The sequence below is a fragment of the Paracoccus sp. MKU1 genome, assembly GCF_001447385.1.
Classification (GTDB): Bacteria; Pseudomonadota; Alphaproteobacteria; order Rhodobacterales; family Rhodobacteraceae; genus Paracoccus.
Map to the genome: position 1 here is coordinate 242,497 of NZ_LLWQ01000193.1, position 23,684 is coordinate 266,180.

20 protein-coding genes and 1 tRNA gene are annotated in these 23,684 nt (G+C 67.0%); 10 read left to right on the forward strand and 11 right to left on the reverse strand.

Translation table 11 applies throughout. The annotated features are described in order from the left end of the window. The first annotated feature begins 55 nt into the window (after positions 1–55). Entirely contained in the window at positions 56–670 is a 615-nt protein-coding gene (locus tag AQY21_RS17345; protein WP_058098859.1) for an AAA family ATPase, read from the forward strand. Here the strand turns inward: AQY21_RS17345 and mog are convergent. From mog to AQY21_RS17360, 3 genes are all read right to left on the reverse strand, one after another. Then, the gene (gene mog, locus AQY21_RS17350) at positions 645–1,193 is read right to left on the reverse strand and encodes a molybdopterin adenylyltransferase (RefSeq protein ID WP_058098860.1); all 549 of its coding nucleotides are present in this window, start codon (positions 1,191–1,193) and stop codon (positions 645–647) included. The two genes, AQY21_RS17345 and mog, sit on opposite strands and share 26 nt — an antisense overlap. A gap of 42 nt (positions 1,194–1,235) precedes the next feature. After that, the gene (locus tag AQY21_RS17355; protein WP_203416547.1) at positions 1,236–1,715 is read right to left on the reverse strand and encodes a VOC family protein; all 480 of its coding nucleotides are present in this window, start codon (positions 1,713–1,715) and stop codon (positions 1,236–1,238) included. Between the two features lie 237 nt (positions 1,716–1,952). Continuing rightward, complete coding sequence (locus AQY21_RS17360) at positions 1,953–3,179, reverse strand: argininosuccinate synthase (protein WP_058098861.1); 1,227 nt, start codon at positions 3,177–3,179, stop codon at positions 1,953–1,955. A 177-nt stretch (positions 3,180–3,356) separates the two neighbouring features. Between AQY21_RS17360 and AQY21_RS17365 the strand changes: the two genes are divergently transcribed. Together AQY21_RS17365 and ilvA are read left to right on the forward strand one after the other, a co-directional pair. Next, positions 3,357–4,091, forward strand: a complete 735-nt coding sequence (locus tag AQY21_RS17365) for a hypothetical protein (RefSeq protein WP_058098862.1) — start codon at positions 3,357–3,359, stop codon at positions 4,089–4,091. 41 nt (positions 4,092–4,132) lie between these two features. After that, positions 4,133–5,374: a threonine ammonia-lyase IlvA gene (ilvA, locus tag AQY21_RS17370; RefSeq protein WP_058098863.1), complete on the forward strand. Its 1,242-nt coding sequence runs from the start codon at positions 4,133–4,135 to the stop codon at positions 5,372–5,374. A 4-nt stretch (positions 5,375–5,378) separates the two neighbouring features. On the opposite strand, the gene AQY21_RS17375 is transcribed toward ilvA, so the two are convergent. Then, on the reverse strand, positions 5,379–5,729 hold the full coding sequence (locus AQY21_RS17375) for a histidine kinase (protein WP_058098864.1): 351 nt from the start codon (positions 5,727–5,729) through the stop codon (positions 5,379–5,381). A 119-nt stretch (positions 5,730–5,848) separates the two neighbouring features. On the opposite strand from AQY21_RS17375, the gene AQY21_RS17380 reads away from it, so the two are divergent. Further along, on the forward strand, positions 5,849–7,120 hold the full coding sequence (locus AQY21_RS17380) for a PP2C family protein-serine/threonine phosphatase (RefSeq protein WP_058098865.1): 1,272 nt from the start codon (positions 5,849–5,851) through the stop codon (positions 7,118–7,120). Between the two features lie 8 nt (positions 7,121–7,128). Here the strand turns inward: AQY21_RS17380 and AQY21_RS17385 are convergent, their stop codons facing one another. Beyond that, complete coding sequence (locus AQY21_RS17385; protein ID WP_058098866.1) at positions 7,129–7,569, reverse strand: NUDIX domain-containing protein; 441 nt, start codon at positions 7,567–7,569, stop codon at positions 7,129–7,131. A gap of 207 nt (positions 7,570–7,776) precedes the next feature. After that, positions 7,777–7,861, reverse strand: a tRNA-Leu gene (locus tag AQY21_RS17390). A 556-nt stretch (positions 7,862–8,417) separates the two neighbouring features. Between AQY21_RS17390 and AQY21_RS17395 the strand changes: the two genes are divergently transcribed. The 6 genes from AQY21_RS17395 to AQY21_RS17420 all read left to right on the forward strand — a co-directional run bounded on the left by AQY21_RS17395 (position 8,418) and on the right by AQY21_RS17420 (position 18,561). Continuing rightward, entirely contained in the window at positions 8,418–9,410 is a 993-nt protein-coding gene (locus AQY21_RS17395; RefSeq protein WP_058098867.1) for a complex I NDUFA9 subunit family protein, read from the forward strand. Next, positions 9,410–10,213: an undecaprenyl-diphosphate phosphatase gene (locus AQY21_RS17400; RefSeq protein WP_058098868.1), complete on the forward strand. Its 804-nt coding sequence runs from the start codon at positions 9,410–9,412 to the stop codon at positions 10,211–10,213. The genes AQY21_RS17395 and AQY21_RS17400 overlap by 1 nt, the downstream gene beginning before the upstream one ends. A 150-nt stretch (positions 10,214–10,363) precedes the next feature. After that, the gene (locus AQY21_RS17405; RefSeq protein ID WP_058098869.1) at positions 10,364–11,857 is read left to right on the forward strand and encodes an NAD(P)-dependent oxidoreductase; all 1,494 of its coding nucleotides are present in this window, start codon (positions 10,364–10,366) and stop codon (positions 11,855–11,857) included. Between the two features lie 11 nt (positions 11,858–11,868). After that, positions 11,869–12,633 carry a hypothetical protein gene (locus AQY21_RS17410; RefSeq protein WP_058098870.1) on the forward strand — a complete coding sequence of 255 codons (765 nt, stop codon included), beginning with the start codon at positions 11,869–11,871 and terminating at the stop codon, positions 12,631–12,633. A 14-nt stretch (positions 12,634–12,647) separates the two neighbouring features. Next, entirely contained in the window at positions 12,648–17,180 is a 4,533-nt protein-coding gene (gene gltB / locus AQY21_RS17415; RefSeq protein WP_058098871.1) for a glutamate synthase large subunit, read from the forward strand. 493 nt (positions 17,181–17,673) lie between these two features. Next, positions 17,674–18,561: a cation diffusion facilitator family transporter gene (locus tag AQY21_RS17420; protein WP_058098872.1), complete on the forward strand. Its 888-nt coding sequence runs from the start codon at positions 17,674–17,676 to the stop codon at positions 18,559–18,561. Here the strand turns inward: AQY21_RS17420 and AQY21_RS17425 are convergent. From AQY21_RS17425 to AQY21_RS17445, 5 genes are all read right to left on the reverse strand, one after another. Then, positions 18,558–19,550 (reverse strand): ABC transporter ATP-binding protein, encoded by a 993-nt coding sequence (locus AQY21_RS17425; protein WP_058098873.1) that lies wholly within the window; start codon positions 19,548–19,550, stop codon positions 18,558–18,560. The two genes, AQY21_RS17420 and AQY21_RS17425, sit on opposite strands and share 4 nt — an antisense overlap. Before the next feature lie 25 nt (positions 19,551–19,575). Then, a complete protein-coding gene (locus tag AQY21_RS17430; protein WP_058098874.1) occupies positions 19,576–20,415 on the reverse strand; it encodes a carbohydrate ABC transporter permease in 840 nt (279 codons plus the stop codon). A 9-nt stretch (positions 20,416–20,424) separates the two neighbouring features. Next, on the reverse strand, positions 20,425–21,342 hold the full coding sequence (locus tag AQY21_RS17435; protein WP_058098875.1) for a carbohydrate ABC transporter permease: 918 nt from the start codon (positions 21,340–21,342) through the stop codon (positions 20,425–20,427). 122 nt (positions 21,343–21,464) lie between these two features. Continuing rightward, complete coding sequence (locus AQY21_RS17440) at positions 21,465–22,724, reverse strand: ABC transporter substrate-binding protein (protein ID WP_058098876.1); 1,260 nt, start codon at positions 22,722–22,724, stop codon at positions 21,465–21,467. A 48-nt stretch (positions 22,725–22,772) separates the two neighbouring features. Further along, a complete protein-coding gene (locus AQY21_RS17445; RefSeq protein ID WP_058098877.1) occupies positions 22,773–23,651 on the reverse strand; it encodes an N-acetylmuramic acid 6-phosphate etherase in 879 nt (292 codons plus the stop codon). Positions 23,652–23,684: the final 33 nt, after the last annotated feature.

The following is a 23,684-nucleotide window of genomic DNA, read 5'->3' on the forward strand; positions in this document are numbered from 1 at the left end:
CGGCTGCGGGGGGCTCTGCCCCCCGTCCTTCGGACTCCCCCCGGGATATTTTTGCATGGAAGAAATACTGGATCGGATTGCGCGGCTTGGGCCCGGGCGGAGAATCGTCGCCATCGTGGGGGCGCCGGGATCGGGGAAATCCACCCTGGCCGCGCGGCTGGTGGCAGGGCTCTCGGATGCGGTCCTGGTGCCGATGGACGGGTTCCACCTGGACAACCGGCTGCTGGAAGCGGATGGGCTGCGCGGCTGCAAGGGCGCGCCCCAGACCTTCGACGCGGCGGGCTTCGTGGCGCTGGTGCAGCGGCTGAAGGCGGGGGGCGAGGTGATCCATCCGGTCTTCGACCGCGCGCGGGACCTGGCCATCGCCGGCGCCGGCCGGGTCGCGGCGAACACAAGGCTGGTGGTGGTCGAGGGCAATTACCTGCTGCTGGACCGGGCGCCCTGGCGCAAGCTGGCCGGGCTCTGGGACCTGTCGGTGATGCTGGACGTGCCGATGGCGGAGTTGCGCCGCCGCCTGACCGCACGCTGGCAAGGGCTGGGCCGCTCGCCCGCCGAGGTCATGGCGCATCTGGAGAACGACCTCGGCAATGCCGAGCTGGTGCAGCGCGAATCGCTGCCCGCCGATCTGCTGGTCCGGCCCGCAGCTATGTCTTCGGCCGAAACGCCTTGATGCGGGCCGGGTCGGTTTCCACATAGGCCGCCCCGATCAGGTCGAGGCAATAGGGCACCGCCGCGAAAACGGCATCGAGGCAGGTGGCGATGGCCGAGGGCTTGCCGGGGAGGGTGATCATCAGCGTCGCGCCGCGGATGCCCGCGGTCTGGCGCGACAGGATGGCGGTCGGCACCTCGCGCAGGCTGGCGCGGCGCATTTCCTCGCCGAAGCCGGGCAGTTCCTTGTCGATGACATCGGCCATGGCCTCGGGCGTCTGGTCGCGCGGCGCCGGGCCGGTGCCGCCGGTGATCAGGATCAGGTCGGCGCCCTGTTCGTCGGCCAGATCGCGCAGGCAGTCCGCGACGATCTCGCGCCCGTCGGGGATGATGCGGCGGGTGATGTCCATGGGCGAGGTGACGGTGGCGCGCAGCCAGTCCTCGGCCCCCGGCCCGCCCCTGTCCTCGTATGCGCCGCTGGCGGCACGGTCCGAGACGGTGACGATGGCGATATGGGCGGGGCGGTCGGCGGGGCTCTGGGTCATGGCGGCATCTTGGCGCAGGCGGCGCGCGAAGGGAAGCGCGTCTCAGCCGCGCCGCGCCGCCTCGATGGCCGCGACGTCGATCCGGGTCATCTCCATCATCGCCTCGAAGGCGCGCTTCGCCTCGTCGCCGCCGGCGGCCAGCGCGTCGGTCAGCACCCGCGGCGTGATCTGCCACGAGACGCCCCACCTGTCCTTGCACCAGCCGCAGGCGCTTTCCTGGCCGCCATTGCCGACGATCGCGTCCCAATAGCGGTCGGTTTCCTCCTGGTCGTCGGTGGCGATCTGGAACGAGAACGCCTCGTTGTGCCGGAAGGTCGGGCCGCCGTTCAGGCCGAGGCAGGGGATGCCCGCGACGGTGAACTCGACCAGCAGCACATCGCCCGCCTTGCCCGAGGGGAAGTCGCTGGGCGCGTGGCGCACCGCGGTCACGGCGCTGTCGGGAAAGGTCTCGGCATAGAAACGGGCGGCCGCCTCGGCCTCGCCGTCATACCAGAGACAGACGGTGTTCTTGGCCATGGTCATGTCCGGTTCCTCCTTGAAGCGTTGCCTGCGGGCAAACGCGCCATGGCACCCGCGGTTCCCCCGGCTTCGCCGCGGCGGGAGTATTTGGGAAACGGTGAATGAGAGGCGCGGGGCGCCTGCGGCGGGAGTATTTAGGGAACGAAGAAGCCGGCCAAGGCGGCGGGTCATCGGGCGGCTTAGCCAGCAAAAAGGCCACGGAACCTGTCCGCGGCCTTTGGAATGCCAATGCCGGTGCGGTTACTTGAACCGGGCGTTGCGGTTCGCGACCAGCTTCAGCCGCAGCGCGTTCAGGCGGATGAAGCCCGCCGCGTCCTTCTGGTCATAGGCGCCGGCATCGTCCTCGAAGGTGACGTGCTTTTCGCTGTAGAGCGAATGGTCCGACCAGCGGCCGACCGTATGGGCGCTGCCCTTATAGAGCTTCAGCCGCACGGTGCCGGTCACATGCTCCTGGCTCTTGTCGATCAGGGCTTGCAGCATCTCGCGCTCGGGCGAATACCAGAAGCCGTTATAGATCAGCTCGGCATAGCGCGGCATGATCGAATCCTTGAGGTGGCCGGCGCCGCTGTCCAGCGTGATCTGCTCGATGCCGCGATGCGCTTCCAGCAGGATGGTGCCGCCGGGGGTCTCGTAGATGCCGCGCGACTTCATGCCGACGAAACGATTTTCCACGAAGTCGAGCCGGCCGATGCCGTGCTTGCGGCCGTATTCGTTCAGCCGGGTCAGGATGGTGGCGGGCGACAGCACCTCGCCATTGATCGACACCGCGTCGCCGCGCTCGAAGCCGATCTCGATGTATTCGGGCTGGTCGGGCGCGTCCTCGGGGCTGACGGTGCGCTGATAGACGTATTCGGGCGCTTCCTCGGCCGGGTTCTCCAGCGCCTTGCCCTCGCTGCTGGTGTGCAGCAGGTTGGCATCGACCGAGAACGGCGCCTCGCCGCGCTTGTCCTTGGCGATGGGGATCTGGTTCTGTTCGGCGAATTCGATCAGCTTGGTGCGCGAGGTCAGGTCCCATTCCCGCCAGGGCGCGATCACCTTGATCGAGGGGTCGAGCGCATAGGCCGACAGCTCGAAGCGCACCTGGTCGTTGCCCTTGCCGGTCGCGCCATGGGCGACGGCATCGGCGCCGTGCCGGTGTGCGATCTCGACCAGATGCTTCGAGATCAGCGGGCGGGCGATCGAGGTGCCCAGCAGATAGAGCCCCTCATAGACCGCATTGGCACGGAACATCGGGAAGACGAAATCGCGCACGAACTCCTCGCGCACGTCGACGATATGGATGTTTTCCGGCTTGATGCCCAGCAGCTCGGCCTTTTGGCGCGCCGGCTCCAGTTCCTCGCCCTGGCCGAGATCGGCGGTGAAGGTGATGACCTCGCAGCCGTATTCGGTCTGAAGCCATTTCAGGATGATCGAGGTGTCGAGCCCGCCCGAATAGGCAAGGACGACTTTCTTCGGCGCGTCGGACATGGTTGGCCCCCAAAAGCAGATTCCGGCAGGGAATAGGACCATTCGCCGGTTGTCACAAGAGGAGCGGCGTGAATAACCCCGACCCAGTCAACAACCGCAAAGCAGCGAACAGGGCAGGCAAACATGCGCAATCGGGCAGGCGCCATTCGGGATTGGTGGATCCGGCAGGAACAAAGGATGCGCAGCTTGCGGCAGGCGTGCCTGCCCGCGTCGCTGGCGCTCCTGTCGTTGGCGGCGCTCGGTGTGGCGGCGATGGCGTTGCTGCCGCTTCCCAGACCGGTGGGCCTGGCGATTGGCGGAACGGTGGCCTTGCTGCCCTTGCTGTTGGTGTTTTTCTGGCTGATCCACATTCCCGATATCTGGAACGTCCCGCCAAGCTGGGTGGCGGTAACGACATTGCTTATCTCGCTGCCCCTGGTGCTGTTCGGGCAATATTTCGCTGCGCAGACTCTGAGCGAGATCTTTCGGGACGCGCCCGCGCTCTTTCCCATCGCCTCGGCCGTCGCAGGCTACCTTGGCGTCTTGTTGGGGGCGCTTGCTCTGATCGGCTATGCCGGGCTGGCTTTCCTGACGGTTCTGGTGAGCTGGGCACTCCTCACCGGATTCATCGGCTGGATCGGTGGTCGGCGCTTTCTGCGCGATGTGGCCGCCTATGCTGTCGCGGCGCTGCTGATCGGCTGGACGGTCGGCTCGGTCGCGCACCTGGAACGCCTTGCGCGCAATCTGGTGACCCACATCGCGGTCGAGGCCGATTTCCATTCGGATCACCGGTGCAGCACCGCCGGATGGCCGGAAGGCGTCACGCGGGTCGCCTTTATCGGGGACGAACAGGTGCTGGGCTATATCCTTCCAGACCGGCGCATCGTCGCACTGTCCTGCCGACGCGCGGGCGTTATCGGTCATTCGGGCTGAGGTGTATTGCGAATCCACGCATTTCGCGCCATGGCGGGGACATGGAAAACTTTGCCGCCTCTGTCCGCCAGGCAGAGATCGCGCTGCGCGACCTCTTCGAGCCGACGCCCTTGCAGAAGAACGACCACCTCTCGGCGAAATACGGCGCCGAGATCTGGCTGAAACGCGAAGACCTGACGCCGGTGCGCAGCTACAAGCTGCGCGGCGCCTTCAACGCCATGCGCAAGATCGGCGCCGGATCGCAGGGGCATTTCGTCTGTGCCAGCGCCGGCAACCATGCCCAAGGCATGGCCTTTGCCTGCCGGCATTTCGGGACCAAAGGCACGATCTTCATGCCGGTCACCACGCCCAGGCAAAAGATCGACAAGACCCGCATCTTCGGCAACGGCGCCATCGAGATCGTGCTGACCGGCGATTATTTCGACCAGACGCTGGCCGCGGCGCAGGACTTCGCCCGCACCCACGGCGCGACCTTCCTGTCGCCCTTCGACGATGCCGACATCATCGAGGGGCAGGCCACGGTCGGGCTGGAGCTGCTGGACCAGCTTGGCGGAGCGGCCCCGGACATCGTCGTGCTGCCGGTCGGCGGCGGCGGGCTGGCCGCCGGCGTCACCCGGCTGCTGGCCGAACTGGCCCCCGGCACGCGCGCCGAATTCGCCGAGCCGGAAGGCGGCGCCAGCCTGCGCGAGGCGCTGCTGGCGGGCCACCCCGTGACCCTGCCCGCCGTGGACAATTTCGTGGACGGCGCCGCCGTGGCTCGGATCGGCGACCTGCCCTTTCGCGCGCTGGCCGGTTTCGGCGCCGGCCGGGTCCATACCGCGCCCGAGGACCGCATCTGCGCCACCATGCTGGAGATGCTGAACATCGAGGGCATCGTGCTGGAACCTGCCGGGGCGCTGGCGGTGGACGTGCTGTGCGACATGCCCGACCTGGCCGGCAAACGCGTGGTCTGCATCTGCTCGGGTGGCAATTTCGACTTCGAGCGCCTGCCCGAGGTCAAGGAACGCGCCCAGCGATTCTCGGGCCTCAAGCGCTATTTCATCCTGCGCATGCCGCAGCGGCCGGGCGCCCTGCGCGATTTCCTGTCGCTGCTCGGTCCCGAGGACGATATCGCGCGGTTCGAATATCTGAAGAAATCGGCGCGCAATTTCGGTTCGGTCCTGATCGGCATTGAGACCACCGCCCCGGAAAATCTGGAACGGCTGTGCGAAAGGCTGGAGGTGGCGGGTATCGGCTATCGCGACATCACCCGCGACCCGGTGCTGGCCGAGTTCCTGATCTGACCCGCTAGGCACGGCGCGCCCGCCGGTCGGGATGCAATGCCGCATCCAGCTGGCGCATCAATGCCTGTTTCGAGGCGGAGTAGCTGGCCAGCAGGGATTCCAGATCAACCTCGGCCGGCCGGCCGCCGGCAGCCTTGCGTTCGCCCGTATCGCAGAGCGTGCCGAACTCGGCAAAGCCCAGGTTCCAGGCGCAGCCTTTCAGGAAATGCAGGTCTGTTTCCAGCCGCAGCGCATCGCAGCGCGACAGGCGCATGATGACGCCTTCGACCTCGTCCAGAAACAGCTCCAGGATCAGCTGGAATTCGTCATCGCCGACTTCTCCGCGCAGTTCGTTGATACGGTTCCAATCCAGCATGGACAACCCTCGGAAGAATCATGCCTCGTTCATAGCAGAAATTTCATCCATAACGTGTTAATCGCGAAAATTGTCTGGATTAACGGAACCTTCAGGGCCGGTGGTCTAGACCCTTGCGCATGATGATCCTCGACAGCCAGGCCGTAAATTCCATCCCCCATAGCTGGCGGCTGGTCCTGCTTGTCGATGACAGCCGGGCGCAAAGGCGGACGCTGGCGGTGCAGCTGATCCGCGCCGGCTATCATGTGGTCGAGGCGGCCAGCGGCGAGGAGGCGATGCGCATCTGCCTGGAACGGCGGCCCGACATCGTGATCTCGGACTGGATGATGCCGGGGCAAAGCGGGCTGGAATTCTGCCGCCGCTTCCGCGAGATGCAGTCGGACCGCTATGGCTACTTCATCCTGCTGACCTCGCGCAACGACAAGAAGGACATCGCCGCGGGACTGCGGGCCGGCGCCGACGAATTCCTGACCAAGCCGGTCTCGGGGGCCGAGCTGCTGGCCCGGCTTTCGGCCAGCGAACGCATCCTGCGCATGGAGGAAAGCCTGCGCAACGCCAATGCCCAGCTCAACGCCACGCTGACCCAGCTGCGCGAGACCCAGGCGGCGATCGAGCGCGACCTGCGCGAGGCGCAGCGCCTCCAGCAGGGGTTGGTGCGCGAACGCCATGGCCGCTACGGCGATTTCGACCTGTCTCTGCTGATGCGCCCGGCCGGCCATATCGGCGGCGGCCTGGTCGGGTTCTTTCCGATCAATGCCCGCCGGGTCGGGTTGTTCGCGCTGGACGTGGCGGGGCATGGCGTGGCAGCCGCCCTGCTCAGCGCCCGGCTGGCGGCGCTGCTTTCGGGGGCGACCGATCAGAACATCGCGCTGCGCATCACCGAGCTGGGCCTCTACGACGCCCGTCCGCCGGCCGAGATCCTCAGCCACCTGAACAGGCTGATGATCGAGGAATTGCGTACCGAATCCTATTTCACCATGGTCTATGCCGACCTGGATTTCCTGACCGGAAAGCTGCGGCTGGTGCAGGCGGGCCATCCTCATCCGGTGCTGCAACGCGCCGACGGCCGTATCGAGCGGATCGGGCGGGGCGGCCTGCCCGTGGGGGTCTTTCCCCATGCCGATTATGACGAGGTGCAGCTGGTGCTTGCCCCCGGCGACCGGCTGTTCATCAGCTCGGACGGGCTGACGGAAAGCGAGAATGCCCGCGGTGAGCCGCTGGGCGAAGACGGGCTGCACGCCATCCTGCGCACCAACGCCACGCTGCGCGGCGATGCGCTGCTGGAATCGATCTGCTGGTCTGCGGCGCATTATGCCGCCGGGCGGCGCAGCGACGACATCTCGGCCGTGCTGATCGAGCGGCAGGGGGCCGGCGACCGTCCATGGGGCTGAGGCCCGACTCAGATTCTGCGCAGCGCCGCCCGCACGAAAGCGCGCAAGCCCGGATCGGGCAGCAACCGCGCGACCTGCGGCAAGGGCACCCAATGCGCCTCATGCCCCGGCTCGGCGGGGGCGCCCAGCCGCGCCACCGGACGCGCCAGCCAGACGGTGCAGAGCTTTTCGGCCCAGAACCCGTAATCCGGCATATAGCAGAACCGCCGATAGGCACCGAAACGGCGCGGATTGCCAATGCTCCAGCCCGTCTCCTCGCGTACCTCGCGATGCAGGGCGGCCAGCGGCGATTCGCCGGGGTCGATGCCGCCGCCGGGCAGCTGGAACTCGGGCTCGGGCGCCTGCTGAAAGGTCAGCAGCACCGCGCCGTCGCGGATCAGCAAGGCATAGGCGCCCCGGCGCAGGCGATAGGCCCGCCGCCCCGGCGGCGATCCGAAACGCGGTATCATCCTGCTCCCTTCCCTTCTTCATGGCAACCGAATGGCGGATCCGTCCCGGCCGGCAAGGCCAGGGCCATATCCCGGCTCGAGCGCATGCTTTCACCGTTTCCCAAATACTCACGCGACCGCGCCACCGGCAGCAAGACCTGCCTGACCGGGCGTTGCCGGTCAAAGCAAAAGCCGCGCAAACCCAAGGGCTTGCGCGGCTTTTGTTCATGGTGCCCAGGAGAGGACTCGAACCTCCACGCCTTGCGGCACACGGACCTGAACCGTGCGCGTCTACCAATTCCGCCACCTGGGCAGGTCGCGTGAGCCGGGTGATTAAGCCCAGCCGCGAGGGGTGTCAACGGGGGATCGGCAAAAATCTTCACGCCGCCTCGAATCTTTTTCCGCCCCCTTTTCGCGCCGCCGTTTCCACCCTCGTTCCGGCCCGTATTTCCCGGCGCGGCAGGACCGCCGACCGGAGCGATGGCCAGCAAGGCGGACAATACCGTTCCGGTCCGGGGACTGCGGGAAAGTGGGCCGGAGCGGGAACCTCTACAGGGGCTATCGGTCATCAAGGCTCCGATAAGCGGATTTCCCGCGGGCGATGCCGAGCCCCGCGCAGGCCACGCCATCGCGATCGGCACGGGAATGAGCGGGGAACCGCGGGCCTGCGCCCGGCCGCGGCTGCTGAAGGCACAACCCGAAGGCCCTTGTCGGTATGATCGGCGGTTCCTCGGACCTTTACGCTGCGGCGCCGGAACGCCCGATGCGCGGTGTGGCGCGGCGTGATCGTCGCAGGCCGGCGGCCACGGCTTGCCGCTGGCCGAAGCCTTGGGTATTGAACGGACAAGCACGCATGAAGGGAGCGCCGCATGTCCGCAGCCAAGCTTGTCACCATCTATGGCGGGTCTGGATTCCTCGGCCGGCAGATCGCCCGGATCATGGCCGCCCAGGGCTGGCGCATCCGCGTCGCCGTCCGCCGCCCGAACGAGGCCGGGGTGGTGCGCACCTATGGCGCGCCCGGCCAAGTCGAGCCGGTGCCCTGCAACGTCCGCGACGACCTGTCGGTGACCGCCTGCATGGCAGATGCGGATGCGGTCATCAACTGCGTCGGCATCATGGTGCGCGAGGGCAAGAACACCTTCGACGCCATCCACGAGGAAGCCGCGGGCCGCATCGCCCGCATCGCCGCCGAGACCGGGGTAAAGCAGTTCGTGCATGTCTCGGCCATCGGCGCGGACCCGGATTCGGACAGCCGCTATGCCGCCTCCAAAGGCCGGGGCGAGGCCGCGGTTCTGGCGCAGCGCCCCGATGCGGTGATCCTGCGGCCCTCGGTCATGTTCGGCCCGGACGACCACTTCTACAACCGCATCGCCTCGATGACGCGGCTGGGGCCGATCCTGCTGGTTCCGGGCGCGAAGACGCAGATGCAGCCGGTCTATGTCGAGGATGTGGCCCGCGCCGCCGCCATGGCCGCCTCGGGCCAAGCCGAGCCGGGCATCTACGAACTGGGCGGGCCGGACGTGCTGACCATGCGCGAGGTGGCGCAGCAGGTGCTGACCGCCACCGGCCGCCGCCGCGCCATCATCGGCCTGCCGCATTGGCTGGCGCGGGTGATGGGATCGGCGCTGGACATCGTGCAGACCCTCACCGGCGGGCTGCTGACCAACCGCATCATGACCCGGGATCAGGCGCGGCTGCTGCGCCGGCCGAACCGGGTCTCGGGCCAGGTCAAGACCTTCGCCGACCTGGGCATCGAACCGGCCGCCGCCTCCGCCGTCATCGAGGGCTATCTGTGGCGCTTCCGTCCCGCGGGGCAATACGAGGCGATCACCGCCTCGGCGAAGAACCTGCGCAACAGCTGATGGAGCACAATACCCTCGTTGCCGTCGCCCTTGGTCTGCTGGAGGGGCTGACCGAGTTCATTCCCGTGTCCTCGACCGGCCACGTGCTTCTGGCGGGGCATTTCCTGGGCTTCGATTCGCCCGGGCGCGCCTTCGAGGTGCTGATCCAGCTGGGCGCGATCATGGCCATCCTGGGCGTCTATTCCGGGCGGCTGTGGCGGATCTTCACCAGCGCGCCGCATGACCCGCGCGCGCGGCGCTTTATCCTGGCGGTGCTGCTGGCCTTCCTGCCCGCGGTGGTGATCGGCGTGCTGGCGCATCGCATCATCAAGGAAGTGCTGTTCGAGACACCGGCCCTGATCGCCACCATGCTGATCGTCGGCGGCGTGGTGCTGCTGTTCGTGGACCGGATGGCGAACCGGCCGCGCCATTTCTCGGCCGAGGATTTCCCGCTGCCCATGGCGCTGAAGATCGGCTTCATCCAGTGCCTGGCGATGATTCCCGGCGTCTCGCGCTCGGGCGCGACCATCGTCGGTGCCCTGCTTCTGGGCGCGGACAAGCGTTCTGCCGCGGAATTCAGCTTCTTCCTGTCCATGCCGACGATGCTGGGCGCTTTCGTCTATGACCTCTACAAGAACCGCGACATCCTGGACGCGGCCGCGGCCGGGAACATCGTGATCGGCTTCGTTTGCGCCTTCCTGGCGGCCGTGGTCGTGGTGCGCGGGCTGCTGAACTATGTCTCGACCTATGGCTACGGCTTCTTCGCCTGGTGGCGAATCGTGGTCGGGGCCGTGGTTCTGCTGGCTTTGCAGGCAGGTTGGTAAACAATGCTGACCTTTTTTTTCGCATTTGCAGCATGAAAAATCCGGGGGAGACCGGAAAATCGTTAATTAGGTCAACATAGCTGACTTTTCTTTGATGACGGCCTGACTTATCAGGCTGTGAACACCCTCGTCATCGAAGGACGCGCAGCCATGGCCACGCAGAAGATGCTCAAATTCGTCACCATCGGGCGCGAGATGCCCGAGAAACGTGACGCGGCATCCCGCTCGGAAGATTTCCACGAGATCTATCGCGAGTTCGCCGAAGCCAAGGCCAAGGAACAGGCCAGCCGGTGCAGCCAATGCGGCGTGCCCTATTGCCAGAGCCATTGCCCGCTGCACAACAACATCCCCGACTGGTTGCGCCTGACCGCCGAGGGCCGCACCCAGGAAGCCTATCTGCGCAGCCAGGAGACCAACACCTTCCCCGAGATCTGCGGCCGCATCTGCCCGCAGGACCGGCTGTGCGAGGGCAATTGCGTCATCGAGCAATCCGGCCACGGCACCGTCACCATCGGCGCCATCGAGAAATACATCACCGACACCGCATGGGAGGAAGGCTGGGTCACCCCCGCCGCCCCCGCGCAGGAACGCCCCGAATCCATCGGCATCATCGGCGCCGGGCCGGGCGGGCTTGCCGCCGCCGACCGGCTGCGCCGCATGGGCTTCCAGGTCACGGTCTATGACCGCCACGACCGCGCCGGCGGGCTGCTGATCTACGGCATCCCCGGCTTCAAGCTGGAAAAGGACGTGGTCGAGCGCCGCACCCGGCAGCTTGTCGAGGGCGGCGTGGATTTCGTGCTGAACGTCAATGTCGGCGAGGATATCAGCTTCGACGCCATTCGCGGCAAGCATGACGCGGTGCTGATCGCCACCGGCGTCTACAAGACCCGCGACCTGGACATCGACAATGCCGCCGCCAAGGGCGTGGTGCGGGCGCTGGACTACCTGACCGCCTCGAACCGGGTCGATCTGGGCGACGAGATCCCCGATTACGAGGATGGCGAACTGAACGCCAGGGGCAAGCGCGTCGTGGTCATCGGCGGCGGCGACACCGCCATGGACTGCGTGCGCACCGCCATCCGCCAGGGCGCGCAATCGGTGAAGTGCCTGTATCGCCGCGACCGCGCCAACATGCCAGGCAGCCAGCGCGAGGTGCAGAATGCCGAGGAGGAAGGCGTCGAATTCGTCTGGCTCTCCGCCCCCGGCGCCTTTACCGGCCATGTCACCGGCGAAGCGATGGTCGCGCAGGAACGCGATGTGGACGATACCGGGGACATCCCGACCATCAGCGCCGTGCGGGTACAGAAGATGCGCCTGGGCCAGCCCGATGTCTCGGGCCGGCAGTCGCCGGAACTGATCGAGGGCGCCGATTACGACGAGCCGGCAGAGCTGGTCATCAAGGCGCTGGGTTTCGAGCCCGAGGAACTGCCGCGCCTCTGGGGCGTCGATGGGCTGGAGGTGACGCGCTGGGGCACGATCAAGGCCGATTACCAGACGCATCAGACCAGCCTGCCCGGCGTCTTTGCCGTGGGCGACATCGTGCGCGGCGCCTCGCTGGTGGTCTGGGCGATCCGCGACGGCCGCGAGGCCGCCGACAGCATCGCCGGCTATCTGTCCGGCGCTGCCCGGGTCGCCGCCGAATAGGGGGGAAGGCCATGGCATCTCGACCAAGCATCAATCCCGCAGCGCGCGGCGTGGCGCTGGCGGCAGGAATGGCAGCCTTGCTGTCCCTTCCGGCGCTGCCCGCCGCGGCGGCGAATTTCACCCCGCCCTCGGGCTGCAAGCTTGAGGTGACGGTGCAGAACCGCGGTTGCAGCGTCTCGCAGCATTACCGCTGCGGCGCGGATGCGCCGGGCGACCAGTGGGTGACCTATTTCACCCCCGAGGGCCCGACCTTCCAGTCGCGCATCGACCGCGAGACGCGCTGGATGGAAAGCACCGACCTGCGCACCGGCCTGACCGACGTGCTGGAGGATCAGGCGCAGGACCATGCCTCGTTCTCGACCCTGCTGGCGACCGGGCGGGACGATTTCGATTTCTGGACCCGCTCGAACAGCGGCGAGCGGCTGCGCCATGTCGGCCATGACGAGCTGACCGGCGAAAAGGTGCAGATCGACGGCGTGACGCTGGAGGTCACGCGCTTCGAACTGACCACCTATGGCGAAACCGGCCAGGTGCTGATCCAGCGCCGGGGCCAGCAATTCATCAGCCGCGCGCAAGGGCGGTTCTATGGCGGCGCCGAGACCTCCGAGGACTGGACCGGCGCCGCGCAGCAGACCAACGACAGTCCGGTGACGTTCTCGTTCCCGGGGCAGCCCGGCTTCGGCTCGACCACGCCGGAATATGATTGCGACCTACAGATGGTGGGCGGCGAAGGCGCCGGCATCCTGTGGCAGCTTGTGAAGGAGGCACGGACGTGAAGGACTGTGAACAGATGAGCTGGGAACAGCAGGAACAGGCCCGCCGCGACTGGATGGCGGAACATTCGCTCTACCGTGCCGAGGACGAGCATTCGTCCTGCGGCGTCGGGCTGGTGGTCAGCATCGACGGCAAGTCCAGCCGCAAGGTGGTGGAAAGCGGCATCAACGCGCTGAAGGCGATCTGGCATCGCGGCGCGGTGGACGCCGACGGCAAGACCGGCGACGGCGCCGGCATCCATGTGCAGATCCCGGTACCCTTCTTCTACGACCAGGTGCGCCGCACCGGGCACGAGCCCGACCACGACAAGCTGATCGCCGTGGGCCAGGTGTTCCTGCCGCGCACCGATTTCGCCGCGCAGGAACGCTGCCGGACCATCGTGGAATCGGAAGTGCTGCGCATGGGCCATTACATCTATGGTTGGCGCCACGTGCCGGTGAACACCGCGGTGCTGGGCGAAAAGGCCAATGCCACCCGCCCCGAGATCGAGCAGATCCTGATCCGCTGCGACAAGGACATCGACGACGAGCAGTTCGAGCGCGAGCTCTACATCATCCGCCGCCGGATCGAGAAGGCGGCGGTGGCGGCGCAGATCGCCGGCATGTATATCTGCACGCTGTCCTGCCGCAGCATCATCTACAAGGGCATGATGCTGGCCGAGCAGGTGGCCGAATTCTATCCCGACCTCAAGGACGAACGCTTCGAGAGCGCCTTCGCGATCTATCACCAGCGTTATTCCACCAACACCTTCCCGCAATGGTGGCTGGCGCAGCCCTTCCGCATGCTGGCCCATAACGGCGAGATCAACACGCTCAAGGGCAACTCGAACTGGATGCGCAGCCACGAGATCCGCATGGCCTCGCGGACCTTCGGCGAGATGGCCGAGGATATCAAGCCGATCATCCCCGGCGGCTCCTCCGACTCGGCGGCGCTGGACGCGGTGTTCGAGGTGCTGGTGCGCTCTGGCCGCAACGCGCCGATGACCAAGACCATCCTGGTGCCGGAAGCCTGGTCCAAGGCCACCACCGACATGCCCAAGGCCTGGGCGGACATGTATGCCTATTGCAACTCGATCATGGAGCCCTGGGACGGTCCCGCCGCGCTGGCGATGACCGACGGGCGCTGGGTCTGCGGCGGGCTCGACCGCAACGGGCTGCGGCCGCTGCGCTATGTCGTGACCGGCGACAACCTGCTGATCGCCGGCTCCGAGGCCGGCATGGTCCCGATCAACGAGACCACCGTGCGCGAAAAGGGCGCGCTGGGGCCGGGCCAGATGATCGCCGTCGACATGGCCGAGGGCAAGCTTTACCACGACCGCGAGATCAAGGACCATCTGGCCGCCAGCCAGCCCTTCGGCGACTGGGTGGAAAAGGTGGTGCAGCCCTCGGAACTGATGGCCAAGCTGCCCGAGACCGCGCTGCATGCCGGCGAGGACCTGCACCGCCGCCAGATCGCCGTCGGCTATACGGTCGAGCTGGTCGAACAGATGCTGGTGCCGATGGCCGAGGACGCCAAGGAGGCGCTGGCCTCGATGGGCGACGACACGCCGCCGGCGGTGCTGTCGCGCCAGTTCCGGCCGCTGTCGCATTACTTCCGGCAGAACTTCAGCCAGGTAACGAACCCGCCTATCGACAGCTTGCGCGAAAGCCGGGTGATGAGCCTGCGCACCCGCTTCGGCAACCTCAAGAACGTGCTTGAGGAAAGCTCGACCCATGCCGAGATCACCATGCTGGAGAGCCCCTTCCTCGCCAATGGCGAATTCGAGGAGCTGACCCGCATGTTCCGCGAGCAGGCGACGCAGATCGACTGCACCTTCCCGGTCGATGGCGGCCCGGACGCCCTGGGCGAGGCGCTGGCGCGCATCCGCGCCGAGGCCGAGGATGCCGTGCGTTCCGGCAACGGCCATATCATCCTGACCGACGAGGGCATCTCGGCCAGCCGCGTCGGCGTGCCGATGATCCTGGCGACCAGCGCCGTGCATAGCTGGCTGACCCGCAAGGGGCTGCGGACCTTCTGCTCGCTGAACGTCCGGGCCTCGGAATGCGTGGACCCGCATGATTTCGCGGTGCTGATCGGCTGCGGCGCGACCACGGTGAATCCCTATCTGGCACAGGACACCCTGGCCGAGCGGATCGAGCGCGGCCTGCTGGACGGCAACCTGATCGATATCATGACCCGCTATCGCGAGGCCATAGACGCGGGCCTGCTGAAGATCATGGCCAAGATGGGGATCTCGGTCCTGTCCTCCTATCGCGGCGGGCTGAATTTCGAGGCGGTGGGCCTTTCCCGCGCCATGGTGGCGGAATATTTCCCCGGCATGCAGTCGCGCATCTCGGGCATCGGCCTGCACGGGCTGCAAGCCAAGCTGGAGGAAGCCCATGCCAAGGGCTTCCGCGCGCCGCTGGTCGATCTGCTGCCGGTGGGCGGCTTCTACAAGGCGCGCCGCTCGGGCGAGAAGCACGCCTGGGAAGCCAATACCATGCGGCTGTTGCAGCTGGCCTGCGAAAAGGCGTCCTATGATGTGTGGAAGCAGTTCACCGCCACCATGCGGGCGAACCCGCCGATCCATATCCGCGACCTGCTGGACATCAAGCCGCTGGGCAAGCCGGTGCCGCTGGAGGAGGTGGAATCGATCACCTCGATCCGCAAGCGCTTCGTGACGCCGGGCATGTCGCTGGGGGCGCTGTCGCCCGAGGCGCATATGACGCTGAACATCGCCATGAACCGGATCGGCGCCAAGTCCGATTCCGGCGAGGGCGGCGAGGACCCGGCGCACAGCCATCCGCTGCCCAATGGCGACAACCCCTGCGCCAAGATCAAGCAGGTCGCCTCGGGCCGCTTCGGCGTCACCGCGGAATACCTGAACGCCTGCGAGGAGTTGGAGATCAAGGTCGCCCAGGGTGCGAAACCCGGCGAGGGCGGCCAGCTGCCCGGCATGAAGGTCACCGACCTGATCGCCCGGCTGCGGCATTCGACCAAGGGCGTGACGCTGATCTCGCCGCCGCCGCATCACGACATCTATTCGATCGAGGATCTGGCGCAGCTGATCTATGACCTCAAGCAGATCAACCCGCGCGCCAAGATCACCGTGAAGCTGGTGGCCTCGTCCGGGGTCGGCACCATCGCGGCGGGCGTGGCCAAGGCCAAGGCCGACGTGATCCTGATCTCGGGGCACAATGGCGGCACTGGCGCGAGCCCGGCGACCTCGATCAAGTTCGCCGGCCTGCCCTGGGAGATGGGCCTGACCGAGGCGCATCAGGTCCTGGCGATGAACCGGCTGCGCGACCGGGTGACGCTGCGCACCGACGGCGGATTGCGCACCGGCCGCGACATCGTCATGGCGGCGATGATGGGGGCCGAGGAATACGGCATCGGCACCGCCGCGCTGATCGCCATGGGCTGCATCATGGTGCGCCAGTGCCAGTCGAACACCTGCCCGGTGGGCGTCTGTACCCAGGACGAAAAGCTGCGGGCGATGTTCAACGGCTCGGCCGACAAGGTGGTGAACCTGATCACCTTCTACGCCACCGAGGTGCGCGAGATCCTGGCCAGCATCGGCGCGCGTTCGCTGGACGAGATCATCGGCCGCGCCGACCTGCTGACCCAGGTCAGCCGGGGCGACAAGTCGCTGGACGACCTGGACCTGAACCCGCTGCTCATCACCGTCGATGGCTCGGAGAAGATCGTCTACGACCGCTCCAAGCCGCGCAACGCCGTGCCCGACACGCTGGATGCCGAGATCATCCGCGATGCCGGCCGCTTCTTCTCGGATGGCGAGAAGATGCAGCTTTCCTATGCGGTCAGGAACACGCAGCGGACGGTGGGCACGCGCACCTCGTCGATGATCGTGCAGACCTTCGGCATGCGCAACAAGCTGCAACCCGACCACCTGACCGTGCGGCTGACCGGCAGCGCCGGCCAGTCGCTGGGCGCCTTTGCCGCGCCGGGGCTGAAGATCGAGGTCTCGGGCGATGCCAACGACTATGTCGGCAAGGGGCTGTCGGGCGGCACCATCGTCGTGCGGCCGCCGATGGGCAGCCCGCTGAACGCGGCCGAGAACACCATCATCGGCAATACCGTGCTTTACGGCGCGACCGATGGCTACCTGTTCGCCGCCGGCCGCGCGGGCGAACGGTTCGCGGTCAGGAACTCCGGCGCCAAGGTGGTGATCGAAGGCTGCGGCTCGAACGGCTGCGAATACATGACCGGCGGCGTCGCCGTCATCCTGGGCCGGATCGGTGCCAATTTCGGCGCCGGCATGACCGGGGGCATGGCCTATCTCTACGACCGCGAGGGCCTGGCGCGCGACTATATCAACGCCGAGACGCTGGTCCTGTGCCCGGTGACCCAGGCGCATTGGGAGGAACAGCTCCACGCGCTGATCCAGCGGCACCATGAGGAAACCCGCTCGCGCCGGGCCGAGGAGATCCTGCAAAACTGGGAGGACGAAAAGGCCAACTTCCTGCAAGTCTGCCCCAGGGAGATGCTGCCGCATCTGAAGCATCCCATCGCCCCCGTCGAGGATCTGGCGGCGGTGCCGGCGGAATAAAGCGGATCGGGGGCCTTCGGGCCCCCGTTCCCTTTCTGGCGAAGGGAAGATCGTTGCTGCGGCGGGCGGTACCGGGCGGATGGCCCTTGCAGCCCGGATCGCGCCGGAAGTCGTGCGCGGCACAGGGTGGACAGTCCCCGCAGCGGCCCCACGGGGACGAGCGGACGCCGGCACGACAGTGCCCGCCTTCGCAAGGCGTCTTGTCGCGCCGGCCTTCGGCCATGCCCGACAAAGCTGCCGCGCATGGCCGGGACAACTCTCGGCGCCGTAAAAGCCGATCCGTTCAAGCCTGGCCGGCGCCGCCGCCAGCAGGCGCCCTGCCTCGGCGGCAAGCGCGGCATTGCCGGGGGCGAAGTCATGCGTAAACGCGGGACTCGGATCGGGGGACCTGAAAACCCCTCCTGCACGAGTGCCTCCGATCCTAGGCTCTGGGCCTTGCCGGATGAAGGGGCTAAAAGGCGCCCCTGTGACGGAATCGGAAAGGAAAGCGCCCATGTCCGCCACCGAAAGACTAGCCTTCGGCAGCATCCTTGTCGGCCTGATCGTCCTGGCGCTCAAGACGCTTGCCTGGTGGCTGACCGGCTCGGTCGCGCTGCTTTCGGATGCGCTGGAAAGCACGGTGAACGTCGCCACCGCCGTCGCCGCGCTGATCGCCATCCGGGTCGCCGCCAAGCCCGCCGACCGCAGCCACCCCTATGGCCATCACAAGGCGGAATTCTTCAGCGCCGTGCTGGAGGGGGTGATGATCATCGTCGCCGCGCTGCTGATCCTGCGCGAGGCCTGGCACGGTTTCCAGAACCCGCGCATGCTGGACGCGCCGGTCGAGGGGCTGCTGGTCAACGGCGCGGCCAGCATACTCAACGCGCTGTGGTGCTGGGTGCTGATCAGCCGCGGCCGGCGGCTGAGATCGCCGGCGCTGGTCGCCGACGGGCGGCATCTCTTGTCCGACGTGATCTCCTCGGTCGGCGTGGTGGCCGGGGTGGCGCTGGCGGTCGTCACCGGCTGGGCGGTGCTGGACCCGGCGCTGGCAGCGCTGGTGGCACTGAACATCCTGTGGTCGGGCTGGAAGGTCATGGCCAGTTCGCTGTCGGGGCTGATGGACGAGGCGGTGTCCGAGGACACGCTGGCCGATATCCGCGCCACCATCTCGGACGCCGCCACCGGCGCCATCGAGGCGCATGACCTGCGCACCCGCCATGCCGGGCCGCGCACCTTCATCGACTTCCACCTGGTGGTGGACGGCCAGACCACGGTCGATGCCGCCCACGACATCTGCGACCGCATCGAACAGGCGCTGAAGCGCAAGCTGCCCGGCGCGCTCATCACCATCCATGTCGAGCCCGAGCACAAGGCCAAGCATTCCGGCGTGGTGGTGATCTAGCGCAGCCGCCGGCCCTCGGCGTCGAAATGAAAGGCGCGGTTCGGCTCGAAGCCCAGGCCCACCACCTCGTCCACGGCATAGTCCTGTTCGCCGAACAGCCGCACGGTCAAGAGCCCGTGGTCGTCCGAGGCGAGATAGACCAGCGTCTCGCCGCCCAGCTTCTCGACATGGCTGACGCGGCCGCTGACCTGGCCGCCGCCGGGCACCAGATGCTCGGGACGGACGCCCAGCCTGGCCGAGCGCAGGCCCAGCTTGCCGGCATCAAGGAAATTCATCTGCGGGCTGCCGATGAAGCCGGCGACGAAGGTGTTGTCGGGGTCGTTATACAGGTCCATCGGCCGGCCCACCTGCTCGACCACGCCACCGCGCAGCACGACGATCTTGTCGGCCAGCGTCATCGCCTCGACCTGGTCATGGGTGACATAGATCATCGTCGCGCCCAGTTCGCGATGCAGCCGGGCGATCTCGATCCGGGTCTGCACGCGCAGCGCGGCGTCGAGATTCGACAGCGGCTCGTCGAACAGGAACAGCTTGGGCCGCCGCACGATGGCGCGACCGATGGCGACGCGCTGGCGCTGGCCGCCCGACAGCTCGGCCGGGCGCCGCTCCATCAGAGGCGCCAGCGCCAGCATTTCCGCCGCCTTATCGGCCGCCTGGGCGATCTGCGCCCGGGGCGTGCCGGCCTGTTTCAGCGCCAACCCCATATTGTCGCGCACGGTCAGGTGCGGATAGAGCGCATAGCTCTGGAAAACCATGGCGATCTCGCGCTTGGCGGGGGCCAGGTCGTTGACGCGCACGCCGTCGATGGCGACGTCGCCCGAGGTCACGTCCTCCAGCCCGGCGATCATGCGCAGAAGCGTGGACTTGCCGCAGCCCGAGGGGCCGACGAAGACGCAGAACTCGCCATTCTCGACATTCAGGTCCACGCCCTTGATGACCTCGGTGGCGCCGAAGGACTTGGTGACTTGGGTCAGGGTCAGGGCTCCCATCAGGGTCTCCTTGCTGCAAGACGGATCATTTGACGGCGCCGGCGGTGATGCCGCGGATCAGCTGGCGCGAGAAGATCAGGTAAAGCACCAGCACCGGCAGGATGGCGAGGCTCAGCGCCGCCAGCACCGCGTTCCAGTTGGTGACGAACTGGCCGATGAAGACTTGGCTGCCCAGGGTCACGGTCTTGGTCGCCTCGCTCGGCGCCAGGATCAGCGGGAACCACAGGTCGTTCCAGATCGGGATCATGGTGAAGACGGCGACGGTGGCCATGGCCGGACGCACCAGCGGCAGCACCAGCCGGAAGAAGATGGTGTATTCCGACAGCCCGTCGATGCGGCCGGCATTCTTCAGGTCGTCCGAGACGCCGCGCATGAACTCCGACAGGATGAACACCGCCAGCGGCAACCCTTGGGCGGTATAGACCAGCACCAGCGCCGTCAGCGTGTTGACCAGCCCCGAGGCCACCATCATCTGCAATATGGCGACGGTGCCCAGCCGGATCGGGATCATGATCCCCAGCGCCAGATACAGCCCCATCAGCATGTTGCCGCGAAAGCGGTATTCCGACAGGGCGAATGCCGCCATCGCGCCGAACAGCAGCACGAAGAACAGGCTGGCCACGGTCACGATCAGCGAGTTCTGGAAGTAGAGGACGAAATCCCCCTGCGCCAGCACCGTGCGATAGCCGACCAGATCGAAGCTTTCCGGCGTCGGCACGGCCAGCGGATCGGCGAAGATCGCGCGGCGGTTCTTGAAGCTGTTGATGACCACGACGAAGACCGGGAACAGCGCGATCACCGTGTAAAGGATCAGCACGGCATGGGCGGCCAGGCTGCGGGCGGTGGAATGGCGGGCTTGGCTCATGGTCTCCCCTCAGAACTGATAGCGGCGCAGCCGGCGCTGGATGGCGAACAGATAGAAGCTGACGCCCAGCAGGATGATACCGAACATGGCGGTGGCGATGGTCGCGCCCATATGCGGATCGCCGATCTGCAACTGGAAACCGAAGAAGGTGCGGTAAAGGAACGTCCCCAGGATATCGGTCGAGAAATTCGGCCCTGCTAAGGCCCCTTGCGTGACATAGATCAGGTCGAAGGCGTTGAAATTGCCGACGAAGGTCAGGATCGAGATGATGCCGATCGAGGGCAGGATCAGCGGCAGCTTGATCTTCCAGAACTGCGACCAGCCGGTGACGCCGTCCATCTCGGCCGCCTCGATCACCTCGTCGGGGATCGACAGCAGCGCGGCATAGATCAGCATCATCGGGATGCCGACGAATTGCCAGACCGAGATCAGCGCCAGCGTGGTCAGCGCCGTGCCCTCGCGGCCCAGCCAGGGCGCGAACAGGCTTTTCAGCCCGACGGCGTCCAGCATGCCGGGCGCGATGCCCCAGATCGGCGACAGGATCAGCTTCCAGACGAAGCCGACGATGACGAAAGACAGGATGGTCGGGATGAAGATCGCGGTGCGATAAAACGCCGCCCCCCGCAGCCGCGGCGAGCTCAGCAGCGCCGCCAGCGCCACGCCGACCGGGTTCTGCACCAGCATGTGGACCAGGAAGAACCAGGCGTTGTTGCCAAGCGCGTTCCAGAAGCTCGCCGACCAGCGCGGATCGCCGAACAGCGTGGCGAAGTTCCGCAGACCCACAAAGACCCGCCCGCCCTCGCCGGTATTGAACAGCGATAGGTTCAGCGTCCCGAACAGCGGAACGATCATGATGGCGGTATAGACCAGCACCGCGGGCGCAAGAAACACCGCGATATGCCAGCGAAACGCTTTCCGCTGCGCCATGACGCCCTCCTTCTCCGTTGAAAAATACCCTCGGGGGGTGCGGGGGGCGGAAAGCCCCCCGCCATCGCCGGGCCGCCAGGCCCGGTCAGTATTCGCGCCGGGCCGTCAGCCCCGGCAAGCCGTCACTGTTGCTGCGGCGCGTACCACGAGGCCAGACCCTGTTGCAGCCGCTCGGCCGCGGCCTCGGGCGTCTCGGCGCCGGTGATGACATTGGCCGAGGCGGTCCAGGTCTCGTTCTCCAGGTTCGGCGTGCCGCGCGACAGGATCTGGTAGGTCGAGCGGATGGTGGGCTCACAGGTCTCGCGCCAGCCGACGAATTCCTTGGCCAGCGGGTCCTCCATCTCGACCGGGGCCGAGTTCAGCGAGAAGAAGCCGGGCAGCGCATTCGCATAAAGCGAGGCGAATTCCGACGAGCCGACCCATTCCAGGAATTTCCGCGCCTCTTCCGGGTGCTTGGTCGCGGCGTTCATGCCCAGGGCGATGTCGGTATGGTCGCTGATATAGCAGGTGTCGCCCTCGGCCGGGACCGGGGGCGGGAAGGCGCCCATCTCGAAGGCGCCGCCGATCTGCGGGCCGAAGACGCCGATCTCCCAGGACCCGGCCGGATAGATCGCGGCGCGGCCCAGCGTGAACAGGTTCTGGCTGTCGGGATAGGTCTGCGCCTCGAAGCCGTCGCCCAGATAGTCCTTCCACTTCGCCAGCTGGCGGAAGGGCGCGACCCAAGGCTCATCCGTCAGCTTCTGCGTGCCCTCGATCAGCGCCTTGCGGCCCTCCTCGCCTTTCCAGTAGGTCGGGCCGATGTTCTGGTAGCCCATGGTCGCCGCTTCCCACTGGTCGGCCGTGCCCATGGCCATCGGGATATAGGTGCCGTCTTCCTTGATCTTGTCGAGCAGCGCGAAGAACTCCGCCTCGGTCTTGGGCGGGGTCAGGCCCAGTTCCTCGAAGGCGGTCTTGTTGTAGATGAAGCCGTGGATGACCGAGGCCATCGGCACGCAGAAGGTCTGGGTGCCGTCATCGGTCTGCCAGGCCGATTTCGCCACGTCCGAGAAATTCGCCATCGCCGCCAGGTCGCTCAGATCGGCCAGCTTGCCCTTCTTGAACAGCTCCAGCGAGGCGTCGAAGGGCCGGCAGGTAATCAGGTCGCCGGCCGAGCCCGCATCGAGCTTGGAATTCAGCACCGCGTTGTATTCCGGCGGCGCCGAGGGCGCGAAATTGATCTTGATGCCGGGATTGGCCGCCTCGAAGGCCGGGATGATCTTTTCCTGCCAGATGGCGAGGTCGTCGTTGCGCCAGCTCTCGATGGTCAGCGTGACGTCCTGGGCCCAGGCGGCGCTGCCCAGCAGGGTGCTGGCCAGCAGCGCCAGGCGGATGGTCTTGGTCATGGTCTTCTCCCTTCGGCATCGGGTCTCTCGCGGACCCTCTGGTTGCAATCAGATCAGCGGGGCCAGCAGGCCCCCGGTTTCGGCCAGCCGCGCCCCGGCCGCGTCGGGCGCCATGCCGCGCGCGACCAGGATGGCGGGCTTGACCGCGCCGCCGCTGCGCGACAGCGCCGCCTCGGCCTCGTCGCGGGTCACGCCCGCCACGGCGGCCACGATGCGGGCGGCGCGGTCCACCAGCTTGATGTTGTCGGCCACCAGGTTGACCATGTAGCCGTCATGGACATGGCCCAGCCGGATCGCGACCAGCACCGAAAGCATGTTCAGCGCCACCTTCTGCGCCGTGGCCGCCCCCATGCGGGTCGATCCCGAGACGACCTCGGCCCCGGTCTCGATCAGCACCGGGATGTCGGCGCGTTCCAGCAGGGCCGAGCCCGCCACATTGGCGAGGCCGGCCACGGTCACGCCCCGCTCCTGCGCCGCCGCGCAGATCGCCAGCGCATAGGGCGTCCGCCCCGAGGCCGAGAGGCACAGGAGCACATCCCCCGCCCCAAGCCCGGCGCGGTCCAGATCGGCCAGGGCCAGCGCCGGATCGTCCTCGACGCTGCCCTTCAGATGCAAAAGCGCCTCTGCCCCGCCGGCGAACATCATCGGCGTGCGTTCGGGCGCGATACCGAAGGTGCCGGCGAGCTCCAGGCAATCCGCCAGCGCCATCAGCCCCGAGGAACCGGCGCCGGCATAGCCGAGCTTGCCGCCGGAGCGCAGCGCGGCGCTGGCAGCCTCGGCCGCGCGCTCCAGGGCCGGCAGAGCGGGCTCCAACGCCCCAAGCGCCACCATTTGCGCCTCAAGCAGGATGCGCAGGACGTCGCCGCCGGAACGCGCGTGAAGTCCTGCGGATGCCGGATGCCTTGCCTCGGTGCCGGATGCGGTCATGTGATTCCCCCTGTTCCGCAGATAATGCCAAAA